The sequence below is a fragment of the Klebsiella sp. K5-204 genome, assembly GCF_030128585.1.
GTDB classification, from domain to species: domain Bacteria; phylum Pseudomonadota; class Gammaproteobacteria; order Enterobacterales; family Enterobacteriaceae; genus Klebsiella; species Klebsiella quasipneumoniae.
In genome coordinates, this window is the sequence record NZ_JAKUZS010000007.1 from 167,700 (window position 1) to 186,948 (window position 19,249).

Sequence of the window (19,249 nt, forward strand, 5' to 3'; positions counted from 1 at the left end):
AAAACCTGCTGTTTTATACTAACTTGAACGAAACGGGAAGACGTGGGCTGAAAAACTTACCTTCTTTACGCAATACGCCGCGTCGCCGGACGGTCTCCAGTCACAAATAAATAACATTTACTCGCGCTTTTGTTGACATTCCCGGCGTTATGAAAATAAATGTCTATACAACCCATGACAAGTTGAACGCTATGACTGAAGCCACCTCCGAACGCGTTATCTGGCGAAACGCCCGTCTCGCCACCCTGAACCCTGATGCTTCCCAACCGTACGGTCTGCTGGAGCGCCACGCGCTGCTGGTGCGCGACGGTCGCATTGCGGCGATCGTCCCCGAAAATGACCTCCCCAGCGGGCGCAGGATCGATCTCGAAGGCCGGCTGGTCACGCCGGGATTAATCGACTGCCATACCCACCTGATCTTCGGCGGCAGCCGGGCGCAGGAGTGGGAGCAGCGGCTGAACGGCGTCTCCTATCAGACCATCAGCGCCAGCGGCGGGGGGATTAATGCCACCGTGCGCGCCACCCGCGACAGCAGCGAAGCTGAATTACTGGCGCTGGCGCAGCCGCGTCTGGCCCGCCTGCTGCGTGAAGGGGTGACCACCCTGGAGATCAAATCCGGCTACGGTCTCGATCTGCAAAACGAACGCAAAATGCTGCGGGTCGCCCGCCAGCTGGCGCGTGATAACGCGGTGGAACTCTCGGCGACGCTGCTCTCCGCCCACGCCACGCCGCCGGAATATCAAGGCGACGCCGACGGCTATATTACGCTGGTCTGCGACACTATCCTGCCGACGCTGTGGCGGGAGGGACTGTTTGAAAGCGTTGACGTCTTCTGCGAAAACGTCGGCTTCAGCCCGCAGCAAACCGAGCGGGTGTTTCAGGCGGCGCAGGCGTTGGGCATTCCGGTTAAAGGTCACGTTGAGCAGCTCTCCTCGCTGGGCGGCGCCCAGCTGGTGAGCCGTTATCACGGACTGTCCGCCGACCATATTGAATATCTGACGGAAGAGGGGGTGGCGGCGATGCGCGAAAGCGGCACCGTGGCGGCCCTGCTGCCCGGCGCGTTTTACTTCCTCAATGAAACCCGCAAACCGCCGGTGGAACTGCTGCGCAAGTACCAGGTGCCGATGGCGGTGGCGACCGATTTCAACCCCGGCACCAGCCCCTTCGCCAGCCTGCATCTGGCGATGAATATGGCCTGCGTCAAGTTTGGTTTAACGCCGGAGGAGGCGTGGGCCGGCGTGACGCGCCATGCCGCGCGGGCGCTGGGGCGGCAGAACAGCCACGGTCAGCTGGCGGCGGGCTTTGTAGCGAACTTTGCCATCTGGGATGCCGAGCATCCGGTCGAGATGGTGTATGAGCCGGGGCGCAGTCCGCTCTGGGGACGCGTGGTACAAGGAGAATGGCAATGATGCTGTGGCAAGCTACGCCCGCCAACCTTTGGCAGGGGCGCGATGATAGTGCGGAAGCGCCGAATGCGCTGCGCCTGTTTCAGACCATCCCCCGCGCGGAACGCTTCGCGCCGCAGGCGCTGCCCGGCGATATCGCGCTGCTTGGCTTCGCCTGTGACGAAGGCGTCCGGCGCAACAAAGGGCGTACCGGAGCGGCTGACGGCCCGGCGACCCTACGCCGGGCGCTGGCCAATATGGCCAGCCATCAGGGCCACGACCGCTGCGTGGATATGGGCACGATTAGCGTCGATGGCGACCAGCTGGAAGCCGCGCATCAGGCGCTGCGCGAGGCGGTAACCGCCTGCCAGCGCGCCGGGAAACGCACGCTGGTTCTGGGCGGCGGCCACGAGACCGCCTTCGGTCATGGCGCGGGGGTACTGGATGCCTTCCCGGGCGAAAAAGTGGGCATTATTAATCTCGATGCGCATCTTGATCTGCGCGTTGCCGAGCGCGCCAGCTCCGGGACGCCGTTCCGCCAGCTGGCGCTGGAGTGTGACGCGCAGCAGCGCGCTTTTCACTATACCTGCATCGGCGTCAGTCGGGCGGCCAACACCCAGGCGCTCTGGGAGGAAGCGGCGCGGCGCGAGGTGGCTATCGTGGAGGATCTCCAGGTGCTGGAGGCCTTCGAAACCCGGGTGCTGGCGGAGCTTGAGCGCAACATCGCGCAGTACGATCGTCTGTATCTGACCATCGATCTCGACGTGCTCCCGGCGCGGGAAATGCCGGCGGTGTCGGCCCCGGCGGCGCTGGGCGTGCCGCTGGCGACCCTGCTGCGCATCGTTGAGCCGCTGTGCCGCAGCGGTAAGCTGCAGGCGGTGGATCTGGTGGAGTTCAACCCGCAGTTTGACATTGACGGTCAGGGCGCCCGCGCGGCCGCCCGTCTGGCATGGCAAATCGTCCATTGGTGGCAGTAGCCATTCCGGTATATTCTGGGTGTTTCGCCGCCCATTTTGCAAAAGGAAAGCCAGGCTATGTTTTCACAGCAACCCCGTTCCGCGCCCGCGCCTTTTTATGAGAAGGTGAAGCAGGCTATCGGTGAAAAAATTCACAGCGGCGTCTGGCGACCGCATGACCGTATCCCTTCCGAAGCGGAGCTGGTGGCCCAGTTCGGCTTCAGCCGGATGACCATCAACCGCGCGCTGCGCGAGCTAACGGATGAAGGCCTGCTGGTCAGGTTGCAAGGGGTGGGGACCTTTGTCGCCGAGCCGAAAGGGCAGTCGGCGCTGTTTGAGGTGCGCAGCATTGCCGAAGAAATTATTGCCCGTCACCATCAGCACCGCTGCGAGGTGCTGCTGCTGGAGGAGACCCGGGCGGATCATATTCAGGCGGCGGCGCTCAGCGTAGCGGAAGGCACCCGCATCTTTCACTCGCTGATGGTGCATTACGAAAACGAGGTGCCGGTGCAAATCGAAGATCGCTGCGTCAATGCCGCGGTGGTGCCGGACTATCTCCAGCAGGATTATACCGCCACCACGCCCCATGATTATCTGTCGCTGATCGCCCCGTTAACAGAAGGTGAACATATTGTTGAAGCGGTGCAGGCCACGGCGGAAGAGTGCGCGCTGCTGCATATTCACGCCCACGATCCCTGCCTGCTGATCCGCCGCCGCACCTGGTCGACAACCCACATCGTCTCCCACGCGCGCTTGCTGTTTCCCGGTAGCCGCTATCGTCTGCAGGGCCGCTTTGGCTCCTGATCCACGCTGGCGTCAGCAAAACGTGATTGCTGACGCAATATAACAAAATTGTATCATTTCTGTTAAATCCTGGCTTGCGCATGCTTGTATAGACAAGTATATGTATCTACGTAAACAACGTTCATTGTCAGGAGAAACCCCGATGTCGCAAAGCAAATATCGCCAGCTGGACGTCCGTGCGCCAAGAGGCACGACGCTGACCGCGAAGAGCTGGTTGACCGAAGCCCCGCTGCGTATGTTAATGAATAACCTCGATCCCGATGTTGCCGAAAACCCGCACGAACTGGTGGTCTATGGCGGTATTGGTCGCGCAGCGCGCAACTGGGAATGCTATGACGCTATCGTGAAGGCGCTGAAGAACTTGGAAAGCGACGAGACCCTGCTGGTCCAGTCCGGCAAGCCAGTGGGCGTTTTCAAAACCCATGAACACTCGCCGCGCGTGCTGATCGCTAACTCCAACCTGGTTCCGCACTGGGCGACCTGGGAACACTTTAACGAGCTGGATGCCAAAGGGCTGGCGATGTACGGCCAGATGACCGCCGGCAGCTGGATCTACATTGGCAGCCAGGGCATCGTCCAGGGCACCTACGAAACCTTCGTCGAAGCCGGTCGCCAGCACTATCAGGGCAGCCTGAAAGGCCGCTGGGTGCTAACCGCCGGGCTGGGCGGCATGGGCGGCGCGCAGCCGCTGGCCGCGACGCTGGCCGGTGCCTGCTCGCTGAATATTGAATGCCAGCAGAGCCGCATCGATTTCCGTCTGCGCACCCGCTACGTGGACGAACAGGCCACTTCTCTGGATGACGCCCTGGCGCGTATCAAGAAATACACCGCCGAAGGCCGGGCTATCTCCATCGCGCTGTGCGGCAACGCCGCGGAGATCGTGCCGGAGCTGGTGAAACGCGGCGTGCGCCCGGATATGGTCACCGACCAGACCAGCGCCCACGACCCGCTGCACGGCTATCTGCCGAAAGGCTGGAGCTGGGAAGCGTATCAGCAGAAAGCTGAATCCGATCCGCAGGGCACCATTCTGGCGGCGAAACACTCGATGGCCGACCACGTGCAGGCGATGCTGGCCTTCCATGAGATGGGGGTGCCGACTTTCGACTACGGTAACAACATTCGCCAGATGGCTCAGGAAGTGGGCGTCAGCAACGCCTTCGATTTCCCGGGCTTCGTGCCGGCCTATATCCGCCCGCTGTTCTGCCGCGGTATCGGTCCGTTCCGCTGGGTGGCGCTCTCCGGCGATCCGCAGGATATCTACAAGACTGACGCGAAAGTGAAAGAGATCATCAAGGATGATAAGCATCTGCACCATTGGCTGGATATGGCGCGCGAGCGCATCAGCTTCCAGGGACTGCCGGCGCGTATCTGCTGGGTCGGTCTGGAATGGCGGCAGAAGCTGGGCCTGGCGTTTAACGAAATGGTGCGCAGCGGCGAAGTCTCCGCGCCGATCGTGATTGGCCGCGATCATCTTGACTCCGGCTCCGTCGCCAGCCCGAACCGCGAAACCGAAGCGATGCGCGACGGCTCTGACGCGGTCTCTGACTGGCCGCTGCTGAATGCGCTGCTCAACACCGCCAGCGGCGCGACCTGGGTGTCGCTGCACCACGGCGGCGGGGTAGGCATGGGCTTCTCGCAACACTCCGGGATGGTTATCGTCTGCGATGGCACCGATGAAGCGGCAGCGCGTATCGCCCGCGTCCTGCACAACGACCCGGCCACCGGCGTGATGCGTCATGCCGACGCGGGGTACGAGATTGCCATTGAATGCGCGGCAGAACAGGGTCTGAATCTTCCGATGGTGGCGGCAACGCAGGGGAACGCGAAATGAAATCTTTAACTCTGATCCCGGGTCAACTCAGCCTGTCGCAGCTCCGCGACATCTACAGCCACCCGGTGAATATTGCCCTCGACAGCGGCGCGTTTGCCGCCATTGACGAGAGCGTGGCCTGCGTCAACGCTATCCTTGCCGAAGGGCGGACCGCCTACGGCATCAACACCGGTTTTGGCCTGCTGGCGCAGACCCGTATCTCGACGGAAGATCTGGAGAACCTGCAGCGTTCGCTGGTGCTGTCCCATGCGGCGGGCGTAGGCGAGCCGCTGGACGATGACCTGGCGCGCCTGATTATGGTGCTGAAGATTAACAGTCTGTCCCGCGGATTCTCCGGGATCCGCCTGAGCGTGATCCAGGCGCTGATTGGCCTGGTGAATGCCGGCGTGACGCCGTGGATCCCGGCGAAAGGCTCCGTCGGCGCCTCCGGCGACCTCGCGCCGCTGGCCCATATGTCGCTGACCCTGCTTGGCGAAGGTAAAGCGCGGGTACGCGGCGGCGACTGGCTGCCGGCCACCGAAGCGCTGCGTCAGGCGGGGCTGGAGCCGATTACCCTGGCGGCGAAAGAGGGGCTGGCGCTGCTCAACGGCACCCAGGCGTCGACCGCTTTTTCCCTGCGCGGTCTGTTCGAAGCCGAAGATTTGTTCGCCTCCGCGGTCGTCTGCGGGGCGTTAACCACCGAAGCGGCGCTGGGCTCCCGTCGTCCGTTTGATGCGCGCATCCATGAAGTGCGCGGCCAGCGCGGGCAGATTGACGCGGCGGCGCTGTATCGCCATCTGCTGACCGACGACAGCGCGATCTCGCTGTCGCACCATAACTGCAGCAAGGTGCAGGACCCGTACTCCCTGCGCTGTCAGCCGCAGGTGATGGGCGCCTGCCTGACCCAGATCCGCCAGGCGGCTGAGGTGCTGCTGGCCGAAGCCAACGCGGTGTCCGATAACCCGCTGGTCTTCGCCGCCGAGAATGACGTGATCTCCGGCGGTAACTTCCACGCCGAGCCGGTGGCGATGGCGGCGGATAATATCGCGCTGGCGATTGCCGAAATCGGCTCGCTCTCCGAGCGTCGCATCGCGCTGATGATGGACAGCCATATGTCGCAGCTGCCGCCGTTCCTCGTCAAAAACGGCGGGGTGAACTCCGGGTTTATGATTGCCCAGGTCACGGCGGCGGCGCTGGCCAGTGAAAACAAAGCGCTGTCGCACCCGCACAGCGTCGACAGCCTGCCGACCTCCGCCAACCAGGAAGATCACGTCTCGATGGCGCCGGCGGCCGGTCGCCGCCTGTGGGCGATGGCCGAGAACACCCGCGGCGTACTGGCCGTCGAGTGGCTGGCGGCGGCGCAGGGGCTGGATATGCGCGAAGGGCTGACCACCAGCCCGCTGCTGGAAGAGGCGCGCCATCTGCTGCGCGAACGCGTCCCTCACTATACGCAGGATCGCTACTTCGCCCCGGATATCGATAATGCCATTGCGCTTCTGGCGGCCCGTCACCTGACGCGTCTGCTGCCTGCCGTACTGCCAGGCCTGCACTAATCACCGTTGTTCTCTGTACCCGCGTCGGGGGAAATCATTCCCCCGACCGCCCTACATCGCATATTTGTCGTCAAATAAAAAAACCAGGACACCTGTATATGCAACAACAACACAAGCCACATCTGCTGCGCGGGCTCAATGCCCGACACATTCGATTTATTGCGCTCGGCTCCGCGATCGGCACCGGGCTGTTCTATGGCTCGGCTTCCGCCATCAAGGCGGCGGGCCCGGCGGTGCTGCTGGCCTATTTGATTGGCGGCGCGGCGGTGTTTATCGTCATGCGCGCGCTGGGCGAGATGGCGGTGCGCAACCCGGTTTCCGGCTCCTTCGGCAGCTATGCCCGCCAGTATCTCGGCCCGCTGGCCGGGTTTATTACCGGCTGGACCTACACTTTTGAAATGGTGATCGTCGCCCTGGCCGACGTGACCGCCTTCGGCATCTATATGGGATTGTGGTATCCCGATGTCCCGCGCTGGATCTGGATCCTCAGCATCATCTTCTTTATCGGCGCCATGAACCTGTGCAACGTGCGGGTGTTCGGCGAGATGGAGTTCTGGCTGTCGCTGGTGAAGGTGGTGGCGATTATCGCCATGATGCTGGCGGGGGCGGGGATCATCTTCTTTGGTTTCGGCCATAGCTTCCCGGCCACCGGGCTGGAAAATCTCTGGAGCCACGGCGGCTTTGCCCCTAACGGCTGGCAGGGCGTTATCGCTTCGCTTGGCATCGTGATGTTCGCCTTCGGCGGGGTGGAGATTATCGGCGTCACCGCCGCGGAAGCGAAGGATCCGAAGAAGGTCATCCCGCAGGCCATCAATACCATTCCGCTGCGCATTATCCTGTTTTACGTCTGCACCCTGGCGGTGCTGATGGCGATTTTCCCGTGGAACAGCTTTGGCGAGCAGGGGAGTCCGTTTGTGCTGATTTTCGACGGTCTGGGGATCCCGGCGGCGGCGACAATCCTTAACATCATCGTGATCAGCGCCAGCATCTCGGCGATTAACAGCGATATCTTCGGTGCCGGACGCATGATGTATGGCATGTCGAAGGAGGGGCTGGCGCCGAAAAGCTTCCAGCGCATCGCCAGCAACGGCGTACCCTGGATGACGGTGGTGGTCATGGGCGGCGCGCTGCTGGCGGCGGTGGTGCTGAACTATCTGATCCCCGAGCAGGTATTTGTGCTGATTGCTTCGCTGGCGGCATTCGCCACGGTGTGGGTATGGCTGATGATCCTGCTGTCCCATTTCGCCATGCGCCGTAGTTTGTCTGCCGAAGAGCGCAGCCAGATTGCCTTCCCCGTTCCGTTCTGGCCGGTGGCGCCGCTGTTAACGCTGCTGTTTATGGGGCTGGTCATCGCTGTGCTGGGGATGTTTGCCGAGACGCGGATGGCGCTGATCGCCGGCCTGGTCTGGCTCGGGCTGCTGACGGTGGTGTGGTACGCGCGGGTGCGTAAAACCGCGCTGCAGGTTGTCACTGAGCAGTAAATCAGATCTCCCCGGCGGCGCGGCGCTTGCCGGGGCGACGAGGTGTTGGCCTGTGAGAGGACCCTCCAGGCCGGGTCAGGCGCAGCCGCCACCCGGCACAAAATCGGCTCTGTGCCTGCTGTCATCGCCCGGTGGCGCTGCGCTTACCGGGCCTACGAGGTATGAGCCTGTGAGAGGGAACTGTAGGCCGGGTAAGGCGCAGCCGCCACCCGGCAAAATAACGGCACAACCGGAAATGTCTTGTTCGCACTGCGCCTGGCAGGGCTACAACTTCTATGTTAATTCCGGGCAGATTGCGCTCCCGGCTAATCGTCTGCGTTATGTCAATCATGGCGCAGGGAGCGCACAGGGGGCGGCCAGTCGCCGCCGCCCCCTGTACCCCCGGGCTCCGGCCAGCAAAATCGCCGCTACGCGGTACCTTCGACTTATCCCTGCAGGCTTCGGGTCGGGCCGAGGCAGCGTCCGTGCAAAACACGGCCCTCAGCCCGCATCCATGCGGGCTGCCCCGGCCTTTCGGGAACGTCTCAGCGATTTTGAGGCCGCCAGCACAGGCAGTTTCAGCAAGGCTGGTGAATAAATGAACGACAGGTTGCACGAACCCCAGACCGGGTCAGGCGCAGCCGCCACCCGGCACAAAATCGGCTCTGCGCCTGCTGTCATCGCCCGGTGGCGCTGCGCTTACCGGGCCTACGAGGTATGAGCCTGGGAGAGGACCCTGTAGGCCGGGTAAGGCGCAGCCGCCACCCGGCAAAATAACCATGCAACAGGGTTGCCTGGAAGGTAATCAATACTTTCCCGGCGGCGCGGCGCTTGCCAGGCCTACAGCTATGTGTATTTATTTGATATGTAAGTGTTATCTGGTAAAGATGAGTGTAGCGCCACCTGAAAAACACGTGGCGCCGCAGGTAGCCCGGATAAGGCGCAAGCCGCTATCCGGGGGAAGATTAACTGAACAGGGCGGTGATGGAGGCGCTGGCGAGGGAATGGAAATGGACGTTAAAGCCGACCATTGCGCCGCTGGCCTCGGCATCCACCTCAATTTTCTCAACGTCCAGGGCGTGGACGGTAAAGATATAGCGGTGGGTCTCGCCCTTCGGCGGCGCCGCGCCGCCGTATCCCGCCTTGCCAAAATCGGTGCGGGTCTGAACGGCCTCTTCCGGCAGCTCCGCCTGGCCGGAACCGGCCCCCTGCGGCAGGACGCGCGTATCCGCAGGCAGGTTAGCCACCACCCAGTGCCACCAGCCGGAGCCGGTCGGCGCATCCGGATCGTAGCAGGTCACCACAAAGCTTTTGGTTCCTGCGGGCACATCATCCCACATCAGATGCGGCGAAATATTGTCGCCATCGTAGCCCATGCCGTTGAAGACGTGACGATTAGGCAGCTTACCGCCGTCCTGGAGATCGTGACTGATCAGTTTCATGCTTCATCCTCATTGATAATGCGCTGATTAACCAGGAAGTGTAGTCTGCACCACGACGCAATTCCGCTATTTATTCGCTAAAAAATGTTTCGTCCTGCACCGCCAGGTTAACGGCGCGGGTCAGGCGGGACAGCTGTTCAGGCGTGATGATATACGGCGGCATCAGGTAGATCAGGCGGCCAAACGGTCGGATCCACACCCCCTGCTCGACGAAAAAGCGCTGCAGGGCAGCCATATTGACCGGGCGACAGGTTTCAACCACGCCAATAGCGCCCAGCACGCGGACGTCGGCGACCAGGGCGGATCCCCGCGCCGGAGCCAGCTCGGTCTGCAGCTGGGCTTCAATCGCCGCCACCTGCCGCTGCCATTCGCCGCTCTCCAGCAGGCGCAGGCTTTCGCTGGCCACCGCGCAGGCCAGCGGGTTGCCCATAAAGGTTGGGCCGTGCATAAAGCAGCCGGCTTCACCGTTGCTGATGGTGTCCGCCACCTCGCGGGTGGTCAGCGCGGCGGAGAGGGTCATGGTGCCGCCGGTCAGCGCCTTGCCCAGACACAGAATATCGGCGGCGATACCGGCGTGCTCGCAGGCGAACAGCTTGCCGGTGCGGCCAAAGCCGGTGGCAATCTCATCGGCGATCAGCAGTATCCCTTCCCGGTCGCACATTTTACGCACCCGCTTCAGCCACTCCGGATGGTACATCCGCATTCCGCCCGCGCCCTGAACGATCGGTTCGAGGATCACCGCGGCGATGTCGTGACGGTGCGCGGCCATCAGGCGGGCAAAGGGCACCATATCCCTTTCATCCCACTCGCCGTCAAAGCGGCTCTGCGGCGAGGGGGCAAACAGGTTATCCGGCAGATAGCCCTGCCACAGACTGTGCATCGAGTTCTGCGGATCGCAGACCGACATCGCGCCGAAGGTATCGCCGTGATAGCCGTTGCGGAAGGTCAGGAAACGACGACGCGGTTGGCCTTTCGCCTGCCAGTACTGCAGGGCCATTTTCATCGCCACCTCAACCGCTACCGAACCGGAGTCGGCGAGGAAAACGCACTCCAGCGATTGCGGAGTCATTGCCACCAGCTGACGACACAGCGCCACCGCCGAGGGGTGAGTGATCCCGCCGAACATCACGTGCGACATCTGGTCGATTTGCGCTTTCATCGCCGCATTAAGACGCGGGTGATTGTAGCCGTGGATCGCCGCCCACCAGGAGGACATACCGTCAACCAGTTGTTCGCCGCCGGCGAGGGACAGCTCGCAACCGTGGGCGGAAACCACCGGGTAGACCGGCAGGGGGGAAGTCATAGAGGTGTAGGGGTGCCAGATGTGGCGCCGATCGAAGGCGAGATCGTCCAGGGTCATAAGCGACTTGTAAACCATTTTGAAAACATTTAGGTTTACGAGTATAAACCGAACCGTAAATTAACAAAACCCTTTGGAGAAGCCAATGGCTCACCACGTACGTTGGACAATGTCGCAAGTAACTGAATTATTTAATAAACCACTCATCGATCTGTTATTCGAAGCGCAGCAAATCCACCGGCAACACTTTGATCCGCGCCAGGTGCAGGTCAGCACCCTGCTGTCGATCAAAACCGGCGCCTGCCCGGAAGATTGTAAATATTGTCCGCAGAGCGCGCGCTATAAAACCGGGCTCGAAACCGAGCGCCTGATGGAGGTCGAGCAGGTTCTGGAGTCCGCCCGTCAGGCAAAAAACGCCGGCTCCACGCGTTTTTGCATGGGAGCGGCGTGGAAAAACCCCAACGATCGCGATATGCCCTATCTGGAGCAGATGGTGAAAGGGGTGAAGGCTCTGGGGCTGGAGTCGTGCATGACGCTCGGCACTCTGACCGACAGCCAGGCGCAGCGCCTGGCCGAGGCGGGCCTCGATTACTACAACCACAACCTTGATACCTCGCCGGAATTTTACGGCAACATCATCACCACCCGCACCTACCAGGAGCGCCTGGATACTCTGGACAAAGTGCGTGACGCCGGGATCAAAGTCTGCTCCGGCGGTATCGTCGGGCTGGGGGAGACCGTGAAAGACCGCGCTGGCCTGCTGCTGCAGTTGGCCAACCTGCCCACGCCGCCGGAAAGCGTGCCCATCAACATGCTGGTAAAAGTCAAAGGTACGCCGCTGGCGGATAACGACGACGTCGACGCTTTCGATTTTATTCGCACTATCGCCATCGCGCGCATCATGATGCCTACCTCTTACGTGCGTCTCTCCGCCGGCCGCGAGCAGATGAACGAGCAGACCCAGGCGATGTGCTTTATGGCCGGGGCGAACTCCATTTTCTACGGCTGCAAGCTGCTGACCACGCCGAACCCGGAAGAGGACAACGATCTGCAGCTGTTCCGCAAGCTGGGGATCAACCCGCAACAGACGGCGGTGCTGGAAGGCGACAATGAGCAGCAGCAGCGTCTGGAGCAGGCCTTACTCACCCCGGACACTGAGGAATATTACAACGCGGCGGCGCTATGACCTGGCAGCAGCGAATCGATCGGGCGCTGGACGAGCGACGGGTGGCGGATGCCCTTCGCCGCCGCCTGCCGGTGACGCACGGCGCCGGGCGCTGGCTGGAGCGGGAAGGGGAGCGCTGGCTTAACTTCTCCAGCAATGACTATCTCGGCCTGAGCCAGCATCCGGCGATTATCGCCGCCTGGCAGCAGGGGGCGGAACGTTATGGCATCGGTTCCGGCGGCTCGGGACACGTAAGCGGCTATAGCGAGGCCCACCGTGCGCTGGAAGAGGAACTTGCCGACTGGCTGGGCTACCCGCGCGCATTGCTGTTTATCTCCGGCTTTGCCGCCAATCAGGCGCTGATCGCCGCCCTGGCGGATAAAGAGGATCGGATTGTGGCCGACCGCCTGAGCCACGCCTCCCTGCTGGAGGCGGCCAGTCTGAGCCCGGCGCAGCTACGCCGTTTCGGCCACAACGATCCGCAACAGCTCGCTCAACTGCTGGCTAAGCCGCTGGCGGGCGAACAGTTGGCGGTCACCGAAGGCATTTTCAGCATGGACGGCGACAGCGCGCCGCTGGCGGCCATTCACGCCGCGGCGCAGGCCGCCGGGGCGCTATTGCTGGTGGATGACGCCCACGGTGTCGGCGTGGTCGGCGACGAAGGACGCGGGAGCTGCGCCGCGCAGGCGGTGCGCCCTGAGCTGCTGGTGGTTACCTTCGGCAAGGCGTTCGGCGTCAGCGGCGCGGCGGTGCTGTGCGATGACGCGCTGGCCGATTATCTGCTGCAGTTTGCCCGCCATCTGATCTACAGCACCGCGATGCCGCCCGCCCAGGCGGTGGCGCTGAGCGCCGCGCTGCAGGTGATACGCAGCGATGAAGGCCAGCGCCGCCGCGACACCCTGGCCGCCCGTATCCGTCAGTTCCGCGCGGGGATGGGCGAGACGTCGCTGGGTTTGACCGACTCCGTCAGCGCGATCCAGCCGCTGATCGTCGGCGATAACGGCCGGGCGCTGAGCCTGGCCAGCCGTCTGCGCGACGCGGGCTGCTGGGCAACGGCGATCCGTCCACCGACGGTGCCGGTCGGCAGCGCTCGTCTGCGCCTGACCCTGACCGCCGCCCATCAGGCTGAGGACATTAACCGTTTACTGGAGGTGCTGCATGGCCACGGTGAATAAGCAGGCGGTCGCCGCGGCGTTTGGCCGGGCGGCCAGCGGCTATTCGCAACATGATGAACTGCAGCGGCGCAGCGCGGAACTGCTGCTGCGCCAGCTGGCGCGTCGCGATTTTCCCCGGGTGCTGGATGCCGGCTGCGGCCCAGGCAGCATGAGCCGCCGCTGGCGTGAGGCGGGCAGCGTGGTGACCGCGCTGGATCTCTCCCCCGGGATGCTGGCCCAGGCGCAGCGTAACGACGCCGCCCAGCATTACCTGCTGGGCGACATTGAGGCGCTGCCGTTGCCCGATGCCTGCGTCGATCTGGCGTGGAGCAATCTGGCGGTGCAGTGGTGCGACGATCTGCGCGCAGCCCTTGGCGAGCTGTACCGGGTGGTGCGTCCCGGCGGCAGCGTGGCGTTTAGCACGCTGCTGGCCGACTCGCTGCCGGAGCTCAATCAGGCGTGGCAGGCCATCGACGACCGGCCGCATGCCAACCGTTTTCTCAGCGAAGCGGCGGTGCGCGAGGCGCTGAGCGGCCTGCGGGCGTCCGGTGAGGTGCATCAGATTAGCCTGCCGTTCGTCGATGCGCTGAGCGCCATGCGATCGCTGAAGGGCATCGGCGCCACCCATTTGCACCAGGGGCGGGCATCGGCCCCGCTTAGCCGCGGTAAACTGCGCGAGCTACAGCTGGCCTGGCCGCAGCGGCAGGGCGTCTGCCCGCTGACGTATTCTCTTTTTACAGGAGTCATTGAGCGTGACTAAACGTTTTTTTGTCACCGGGACCGACACTGAAGTCGGGAAAACCATCGCCAGCAGCGCCCTGCTGCAGGCGGCGAATCAGCTGGGTTTTCACACCGCCGGCTACAAGCCGGTGGCTTCCGGCAGCGAGCTTACCGCCGCCGGGCTGCGTAATGAGGACGCGCTGGCGCTGCAGCGTCATAGCCGGGTCGCGCTGCGCTATGAGCAGGTTAACCCGTATACCTTCGCCGAGCCGACCTCACCGCATATCATCAGCGCCGACGAAGGACGGCCGATCGCCGCGGCGAGGCTCTCCAGCGGGCTGCGCGAGTTAGAACGCCTCGCCGACTGGGTGCTGGTGGAAGGGGCCGGCGGCTGGTTTACGCCGCTTTCGGAAACCCTGACCTTCGCCGACTGGGCGCAGGCGGAGCAGCTGCCGGTGATTCTGGTGGTGGGCGTCAAGCTCGGCTGCATCAACCACGCGATGCTTACCGCCCAGGCGGTACGTCAGGCGGGGCTGCCGCTCGCGGGGTGGATCGCCAATGACGTGCTGCCGCCGGGCAAGCGCCACGCCGAGTATCTGGCGACGCTGAAAAACCGGCTGGCCGCGCCGTTCCTCGGTGAAATACCGTGGCTTGCCGATATCGCGCAGCGCGACGATCTCGGCCAGTATCTGGACCTCAGGGCGCTGGATCCGGCGTCATCCACTGCGCCAGCAGCGGTTCATCCAGCGCCATAATATCGCCTTCGGCGACGTTACGGCCCCGGTGCAAAACACAGAAACGATCCGCCACCCGGCGGATAAAGGGCAGGTGCTGCTCGGCGAGCAGCACCGTCAGGCCGATATCGCGATTCAACCGCAGCAGCAGATCCGCCAGCTTTTGCAGACAGCGCGGCCCTCTGCCGCGCGAGGGTTCATCAAGGATCAGCAGCCGCGGCTGGACAATCAGCGCCCTGGCCAGCGCCAGCTGGTACTGATCGTCGTCGCTCAGCGAGGCGCCTTTGCGCTGCCGTAGGGCATAGAGTTCGGGAAAATGTTCATAGATTTCGCCGCCGCTGGCGTTAGCCCCGGGTTTCCCGGCCGCGAGGGCAATATGTAGATTCTCTTCCACGCTGAGCTGGGAGAAGATGCGTTTATCCTGCGGCACATAGCCGATACCGATGGCGCTGCGCGACTGGGCCGACAGGGGGGTGAGATCCTGCGGCGGGGCGCCAATGTCATGCCAGGTCATCCGGCCGCTGGCCACCGGCAGATGCCCGGCAATGCAGTTAACCAGGGTGGTTTTTCCCATGCCCTCGCGTCCCAGTACGCCAATGCACTCCCCCGGGCGTAGTTCAAGATCGACATTCCACAGCGAATGCTGGTTGCCGTAAAAGTGATTTACTGCCTGTAAATTCAACATGGACGTTTTCTCCTTATCCTGGCGTCAGGGCGACAGAAAGATGCTGCAAAACTCTTGCCAGGAAAAAGAACGCTCGGAAAAAAACGCTAAACGCCGATACCATCAGGCACAGCCAGCGCCGGGGCTGCACTTTTCCGGTGCCCGACGCTAAAGGGTGGTGCAAAAAGCAGCAAAAATCGAGCGGCTTTAAGCGGATAGTTATCAAAAATAGTTCGATAAAAATTTTTCGCCGCGCGGTTTAGGCCGCCAGACGATTTGCGCCGGGCGGCGGCGGTCTTGGGCTGCAGACAGTTATCCACTATTCCTGTGGATAACCTTGTGTATTAGAGTTAGAAAACCTGCGGTAAGCTAGAGCGTACGCGGCTTGCGGCTGAATTGGCGCGAAAGGCGTCTTTTCTTTAAAAGCATTAAATATCAGCTTGTTAGATAAAATCAATGGGTGTAAGAAAAGCGTCATCTTCTGCCATAAAACTTTCACCCGTCCGCTTGACAAATGTTAAAAGGTAAAAATTTCTGGGGATAACCCTGACGGCCGGAGGATTATTCCGCCCGGCGCGCGTTTTATATCCCGGTTGCCGGCAAAAAAGGCCAAATCGTGGCGCTATCATAATCACGTACTGTTTAAATATCCAGTATATTTTGTTGGCAAAAAACGGCCCGAGGGGTAGAATTAAACACCGGCCGCTAAATCTTTTTCAGGTTCTGATTGATGAGTAAATCGTTTGTTCTGCATTCCGCCTTTCGCCCCTCCGGAGACCAACCGGAAGCCATCCGCCGCCTGGAAGAGGGGCTGGAGGATGGGCTCGCGCATCAAACGCTGCTGGGGGTCACCGGCTCCGGTAAAACCTTTACCATCGCCAACGTGATTGCCGATCTGCAGCGGCCGACGATGGTGCTGGCGCCAAACAAAACTCTGGCGGCCCAGCTCTACGGCGAGATGAAAGAGTTTTTCCCCGAGAATGCCGTCGAGTATTTCGTCTCCTACTACGATTACTACCAGCCGGAAGCTTACGTCCCCAGCTCAGATACCTTCATTGAGAAGGACGCCTCGGTAAACGAACATATCGAGCAGATGCGCCTGTCGGCCACTAAAGCGCTGCTTGAGCGGCGCGATGTGGTGGTGGTGGCCTCGGTCTCGGCTATCTACGGCCTCGGCGACCCGGACCTGTATCTGAAAATGATGTTGCATCTGACGGTGGGGATGCTGATTGACCAGCGGGCGATCCTGCGCCGCCTGGCCGAGCTGCAGTATACCCGCAACGATCAGGCCTTCCAGCGCGGCACCTTCCGCGTGCGCGGCGAGGTGATCGACGTCTTCCCGGCGGAATCCGACGATATCGCCCTGCGCATTGAGCTGTTTGACGAAGAAGTTGAGCGCCTGTCGCTGTTCGACCCGCTTACCGGCCATGTGGAATCGACGGTGCCGCGCTACACCATTTATCCCAAGACGCACTACGTGACGCCGCGGGAACGCATCGTCCAGGCGATGGAAGAGATTAAGCTGGAGCTGGCGGAGCGGCGCAAGGTGCTGCTGGCCAACAACAAGCTGCTGGAAGAGCAGCGCTTAACCCAGCGCACCCAGTTCGATCTCGAAATGATGAACGAGCTGGGCTACTGCTCGGGCATTGAAAACTACTCGCGCTTCCTCTCCGGGCGCGGGCCCGGCGAGCCGCCGCCCACCCTGTTCGACTACCTGCCGGCAGACGGCCTGCTGGTGATCGACGAATCCCACGTCACGGTGCCGCAGATCGGCGGCATGTACCGCGGCGACCGGGCGCGCAAAGAGACGCTGGTGGAGTACGGCTTCCGCCTGCCGTCGGCGCTGGATAACCGGCCGATGAAGTTTGAAGAATTCGAAGCGCTGGCGCCGCAAACCATCTACGTGTCGGCGACCCCCGGCGCCTACGAGCTGGATAAATCCGGCGGCGAGGTGGTGGATCAGGTGGTGCGTCCGACCGGTCTGCTGGACCCGATCATCGAAGTGCGGCCGGTGGCCACCCAGGTCGACGACCTGCTGTCGGAGATCCGCCTGCGCACGGCCATCAACGAGCGCGTGCTGGTCACCACCCTCACCAAGCGGATGGCGGAAGACTTAACCGAGTACCTTGAGGAGCACGGCGAGCGGGTGCGCTATCTGCACTCGGATATCGACACCGTCGAACGTATGGAGATTATCCGCGACCTGCGTCTTGGCGAGTTTGACGTGCTGGTGGGGATCAACCTGCTGCGTGAGGGGCTGGATATGCCGGAGGTGTCGCTGGTGGCGATCCTCGATGCGGACAAAGAGGGCTTCCTGCGCTCCGAACGCTCGCTGATCCAGACCATCGGCCGCGCGGCGCGCAACGTCAACGGCAAGGCTATTCTGTACGGCGATAAGATCACTCCCTCGATGGCGAAAGCCATCGGTGAGACGGAGCGGCGACGGGAGAAGCAGCAGCGCTACAACGAAGAGCATGGCATCGTGCCGCAGGGGCTGAACAAGAAAGTGGTGGATATCCTGCAGCTGGGCCAGAGCCTGGCGAAAACCAAAGCCAAAGGGCGCGGTAAAGCGAAGGCCGTCGAGCCTGCCGGGCTCAGCGGCGTGGATATGACGCCAAAAGCGCTGCAGCAGAAAATCCACGAGCTGGAAGGGCAGATGATGCAGCACGCGCAGAACCTCGAGTTCGAAGAGGCGGCGCAAATTCGCGACCAGCTGCATCAGCTGCGCGAACTGTTTATCGCCGCCTCCTGAGTGTTGGCGCATACCGCCGGACGGGGATAGGCGAGGGGGCAGTGAAGGTACGGCGCTGCGCTGACCGTTCCGCAGCCAGATAACCCACGGCGGAGAAGAAAAAAGGCCGCAAAGCGGCCTTCTTAATGTTTGCTTAATCTCGCCAGGCGACACTATCCTCAACCTGATGAGGATAGTGCCCATGCAAAAAATCAACTTCCGTGAATATCTGGCGGTCGCCACCGCCCTGGTCATTATTGTTGCCTTCTTCCATCAGTGGGTGCTGACGTTCTGACCCGCACGCCGCGGGAATAACACCCACGCGCGGACCCCTGGCCCCGGCTGGCGGTTATGCAAAAAGAACTGGGCGTCATGCAGCTGAGCAATGCGCGTGACGATGCTCAGTCCAAGCCCTATGCCGCCGTAGCGACTGTCCATGCGTACAAAGGCCTTACTGAGTTCGCCGCTTTTCGCCTCATCAATTCCCGGTCCTTCATCTTCCACTGCCATCACCGGCATCAGACCCGCTTTCACCGACACGCGGATCGTCGACCCTTGCGGGCTGTAGCGATGGGCATTCTCCACCAGATTGCGCAGAATGACGCGGATGAGCGTCGCGTCGCCAGAGACGACGGCCTCGCTTTCGACATCCGTCAGCAGCAGCCGTTGCTGGCGCTCGGCCAGCATGGTCTCCAGCTCATCCTGCAGCGGTTTGACCACGTCATCCAGCAGCAGCACCTGCTGATAGCTGCCGGCGGAAAAGGACTGACCGACGCGTGCCAGCTGCAGCAGCTGCGAAATGCTGGTGGTCATCTGGTCGAGGCGCTGGATCAGCGGGTCGACGCCCATGCCATGCACTTTCGCCAGCAGCTCAAGGTGCAGCCGCAGCCCGGCCAGCGGGGTGCGCAGCTCATGCGCCACGTCGGCGGTAAACAGCCGTTCGCGGTCAAGGGTCAGATTGAGGCGGGAAACCAGCTGATTCAGGGCGGTGGTCACCGCCGTCACCTCAGGTACCGATTCGCTGAGCACGATGGGGGTGAGGTTGTCCGGCGTGCGACTCTCCAGCTCGCTTTGCAGACGTGAAAGCGGGCGGGTGATTTTGCGTACCGCCAGCATGCTGATATACAGCGCCAGACCCACGATCAACAGGCTCGGCACCAGCAGGCTGGCGACCGCTTCCCTTACCTCATGCTCCACATGCTTCTGATTGTTGTGCCCTTCGATGGCGCTGGCCACCAGCAACTGGATCTGCTCTTTGCTCTCATGCCATAGCCAGAAGACGCTGATCAGCTGACAGACCACCAGAATGGCGCCGATGGTCAACAGCAGCCGGTGGCGCATGGTCCAGTTTTCGGTTGCAAACAGAGCCAT

General features: G+C 62.2%; 16 protein-coding genes. 11 read left to right on the forward strand and 5 right to left on the reverse strand.

The features are described from left to right. Window positions 1-149 precede the first annotated feature (149 nt). From hutI to MKR05_RS19000, 6 genes are all read left to right on the forward strand, one after another. A complete protein-coding gene (gene hutI, locus MKR05_RS18975; protein ID WP_171005052.1) occupies window positions 150-1,409 on the forward strand; it encodes an imidazolonepropionase in 1,260 nt (419 codons plus the stop codon). Further along, on the forward strand, window positions 1,406-2,362 hold the full coding sequence (gene hutG / locus MKR05_RS18980; protein ID WP_023288906.1) for a formimidoylglutamase: 957 nt from the start codon (window positions 1,406-1,408) through the stop codon (window positions 2,360-2,362). Before hutI ends, hutG begins: the two co-directional genes overlap by 4 nt. 57 nt (window positions 2,363-2,419) lie before the next feature. Further along, window positions 2,420-3,145 (forward strand): histidine utilization repressor, encoded by a 726-nt coding sequence (locus tag MKR05_RS18985; RefSeq protein WP_023288907.1) that lies wholly within the window; start codon window positions 2,420-2,422, stop codon window positions 3,143-3,145. Window positions 3,146-3,287: 142 nt separating this feature from the next. Beyond that, window positions 3,288-4,976 (forward strand): urocanate hydratase, encoded by a 1,689-nt coding sequence (hutU, locus tag MKR05_RS18990; protein ID WP_238875267.1) that lies wholly within the window; start codon window positions 3,288-3,290, stop codon window positions 4,974-4,976. Then, window positions 4,973-6,508: a histidine ammonia-lyase gene (hutH, locus tag MKR05_RS18995; RefSeq protein ID WP_238875268.1), complete on the forward strand. Its 1,536-nt coding sequence runs from the start codon at window positions 4,973-4,975 to the stop codon at window positions 6,506-6,508. Before hutU ends, hutH begins: the two co-directional genes overlap by 4 nt. A gap of 98 nt (window positions 6,509-6,606) precedes the next feature. Further along, on the forward strand, window positions 6,607-7,989 hold the full coding sequence (locus tag MKR05_RS19000) for an amino acid permease (RefSeq protein WP_023288910.1): 1,383 nt from the start codon (window positions 6,607-6,609) through the stop codon (window positions 7,987-7,989). A 944-nt stretch (window positions 7,990-8,933) separates the two neighbouring features. Here MKR05_RS19000 and MKR05_RS19005 read toward each other — a convergent pair. Both MKR05_RS19005 and bioA read right to left on the reverse strand, forming a co-directional pair. Next, window positions 8,934-9,410: a kinase inhibitor gene (locus tag MKR05_RS19005; protein WP_002895575.1), complete on the reverse strand. Its 477-nt coding sequence runs from the start codon at window positions 9,408-9,410 to the stop codon at window positions 8,934-8,936. A 70-nt stretch (window positions 9,411-9,480) separates the two neighbouring features. Continuing rightward, the gene (bioA, locus tag MKR05_RS19010; protein ID WP_238875138.1) at window positions 9,481-10,770 is read right to left on the reverse strand and encodes an adenosylmethionine--8-amino-7-oxononanoate transaminase; all 1,290 of its coding nucleotides are present in this window, start codon (window positions 10,768-10,770) and stop codon (window positions 9,481-9,483) included. Window positions 10,771-10,855: 85 nt separating this feature from the next. Here bioA and bioB point away from each other — a divergent pair, with 85 nt between their 5' ends. The 4 genes from bioB to bioD are packed head-to-tail and all read left to right on the forward strand — an operon-like array spanning window position 10,856 to window position 14,504. Further along, window positions 10,856-11,896 (forward strand): biotin synthase BioB, encoded by a 1,041-nt coding sequence (gene bioB, locus MKR05_RS19015; protein ID WP_238875140.1) that lies wholly within the window; start codon window positions 10,856-10,858, stop codon window positions 11,894-11,896. After that, window positions 11,893-13,050 carry an 8-amino-7-oxononanoate synthase gene (gene bioF / locus MKR05_RS19020; protein ID WP_238875142.1) on the forward strand — a complete coding sequence of 386 codons (1,158 nt, stop codon included), beginning with the start codon at window positions 11,893-11,895 and terminating at the stop codon, window positions 13,048-13,050. Before bioB ends, bioF begins: the two co-directional genes overlap by 4 nt. Beyond that, window positions 13,034-13,789, forward strand: a complete 756-nt coding sequence (bioC, locus tag MKR05_RS19025) for a malonyl-ACP O-methyltransferase BioC (RefSeq protein WP_048297102.1) — start codon at window positions 13,034-13,036, stop codon at window positions 13,787-13,789. The genes bioF and bioC overlap by 17 nt, the downstream gene beginning before the upstream one ends. Beyond that, window positions 13,782-14,504 (forward strand): dethiobiotin synthase, encoded by a 723-nt coding sequence (bioD, locus tag MKR05_RS19030; protein ID WP_023288916.1) that lies wholly within the window; start codon window positions 13,782-13,784, stop codon window positions 14,502-14,504. The genes bioC and bioD overlap by 8 nt, the downstream gene beginning before the upstream one ends. Here bioD and MKR05_RS19035 read toward each other — a convergent pair. Continuing rightward, the gene (locus tag MKR05_RS19035; protein WP_017900923.1) at window positions 14,446-15,168 is read right to left on the reverse strand and encodes an ABC transporter ATP-binding protein; all 723 of its coding nucleotides are present in this window, start codon (window positions 15,166-15,168) and stop codon (window positions 14,446-14,448) included. The genes bioD and MKR05_RS19035 overlap by 59 nt on opposite strands. An 86-nt stretch (window positions 15,169-15,254) precedes the next feature. Next, window positions 15,255-15,467: a hypothetical protein gene (locus tag MKR05_RS19040; RefSeq protein WP_032428688.1), complete on the reverse strand. Its 213-nt coding sequence runs from the start codon at window positions 15,465-15,467 to the stop codon at window positions 15,255-15,257. Between the two features lie 410 nt (window positions 15,468-15,877). Between MKR05_RS19040 and uvrB the strand changes: the two genes are divergently transcribed. After that, window positions 15,878-17,899 (forward strand): excinuclease ABC subunit UvrB, encoded by a 2,022-nt coding sequence (uvrB, locus tag MKR05_RS19045; RefSeq protein WP_004886127.1) that lies wholly within the window; start codon window positions 15,878-15,880, stop codon window positions 17,897-17,899. A 252-nt stretch (window positions 17,900-18,151) separates the two neighbouring features. On the opposite strand, the gene pmrB is transcribed toward uvrB, so the two are convergent. After that, window positions 18,152-19,249 carry a two-component system sensor histidine kinase PmrB gene (gene pmrB / locus MKR05_RS19050; protein WP_023288917.1) on the reverse strand — a complete coding sequence of 366 codons (1,098 nt, stop codon included), beginning with the start codon at window positions 19,247-19,249 and terminating at the stop codon, window positions 18,152-18,154.

Bases quoted from the DNA above. Each gene is read 5' to 3' on its own strand.
- hutU (WP_238875267.1), top strand. From the start codon at position 3,288: ATGTCGCAAAGCAAATATCGCCAGCTGGACGTCCGTGCGCCAAGAGGC.
- MKR05_RS19005 (WP_002895575.1), bottom strand. From the start codon at position 9,410: ATGAAACTGATCAGTCACGATCTCCAGGACGGCGGTAAGCTGCCTAAT.
- bioC (WP_048297102.1), top strand. From the start codon at position 13,034: ATGGCCACGGTGAATAAGCAGGCGGTCGCCGCGGCGTTTGGCCGGGCG.
- uvrB (WP_004886127.1), top strand. From the start codon at position 15,878: ATGAGTAAATCGTTTGTTCTGCATTCCGCCTTTCGCCCCTCCGGAGAC.
- bioB (WP_238875140.1), top strand. From the start codon at position 10,856: ATGGCTCACCACGTACGTTGGACAATGTCGCAAGTAACTGAATTATTT.
- bioF (WP_238875142.1), top strand. From the start codon at position 11,893: ATGACCTGGCAGCAGCGAATCGATCGGGCGCTGGACGAGCGACGGGTG.
- MKR05_RS18985 (WP_023288907.1), top strand. From the start codon at position 2,420: ATGTTTTCACAGCAACCCCGTTCCGCGCCCGCGCCTTTTTATGAGAAG.
- MKR05_RS19000 (WP_023288910.1), top strand. From the start codon at position 6,607: ATGCAACAACAACACAAGCCACATCTGCTGCGCGGGCTCAATGCCCGA.
- hutI (WP_171005052.1), top strand. From the start codon at position 150: ATGAAAATAAATGTCTATACAACCCATGACAAGTTGAACGCTATGACT.
- bioA (WP_238875138.1), bottom strand. From the start codon at position 10,770: ATGACCCTGGACGATCTCGCCTTCGATCGGCGCCACATCTGGCACCCC.
- pmrB (WP_023288917.1), bottom strand. From the start codon at position 19,249: ATGGCTCTGTTTGCAACCGAAAACTGGACCATGCGCCACCGGCTGCTG.
- hutH (WP_238875268.1), top strand. From the start codon at position 4,973: ATGAAATCTTTAACTCTGATCCCGGGTCAACTCAGCCTGTCGCAGCTC.
- hutG (WP_023288906.1), top strand. From the start codon at position 1,406: ATGATGCTGTGGCAAGCTACGCCCGCCAACCTTTGGCAGGGGCGCGAT.
- MKR05_RS19035 (WP_017900923.1), bottom strand. From the start codon at position 15,168: ATGTTGAATTTACAGGCAGTAAATCACTTTTACGGCAACCAGCATTCG.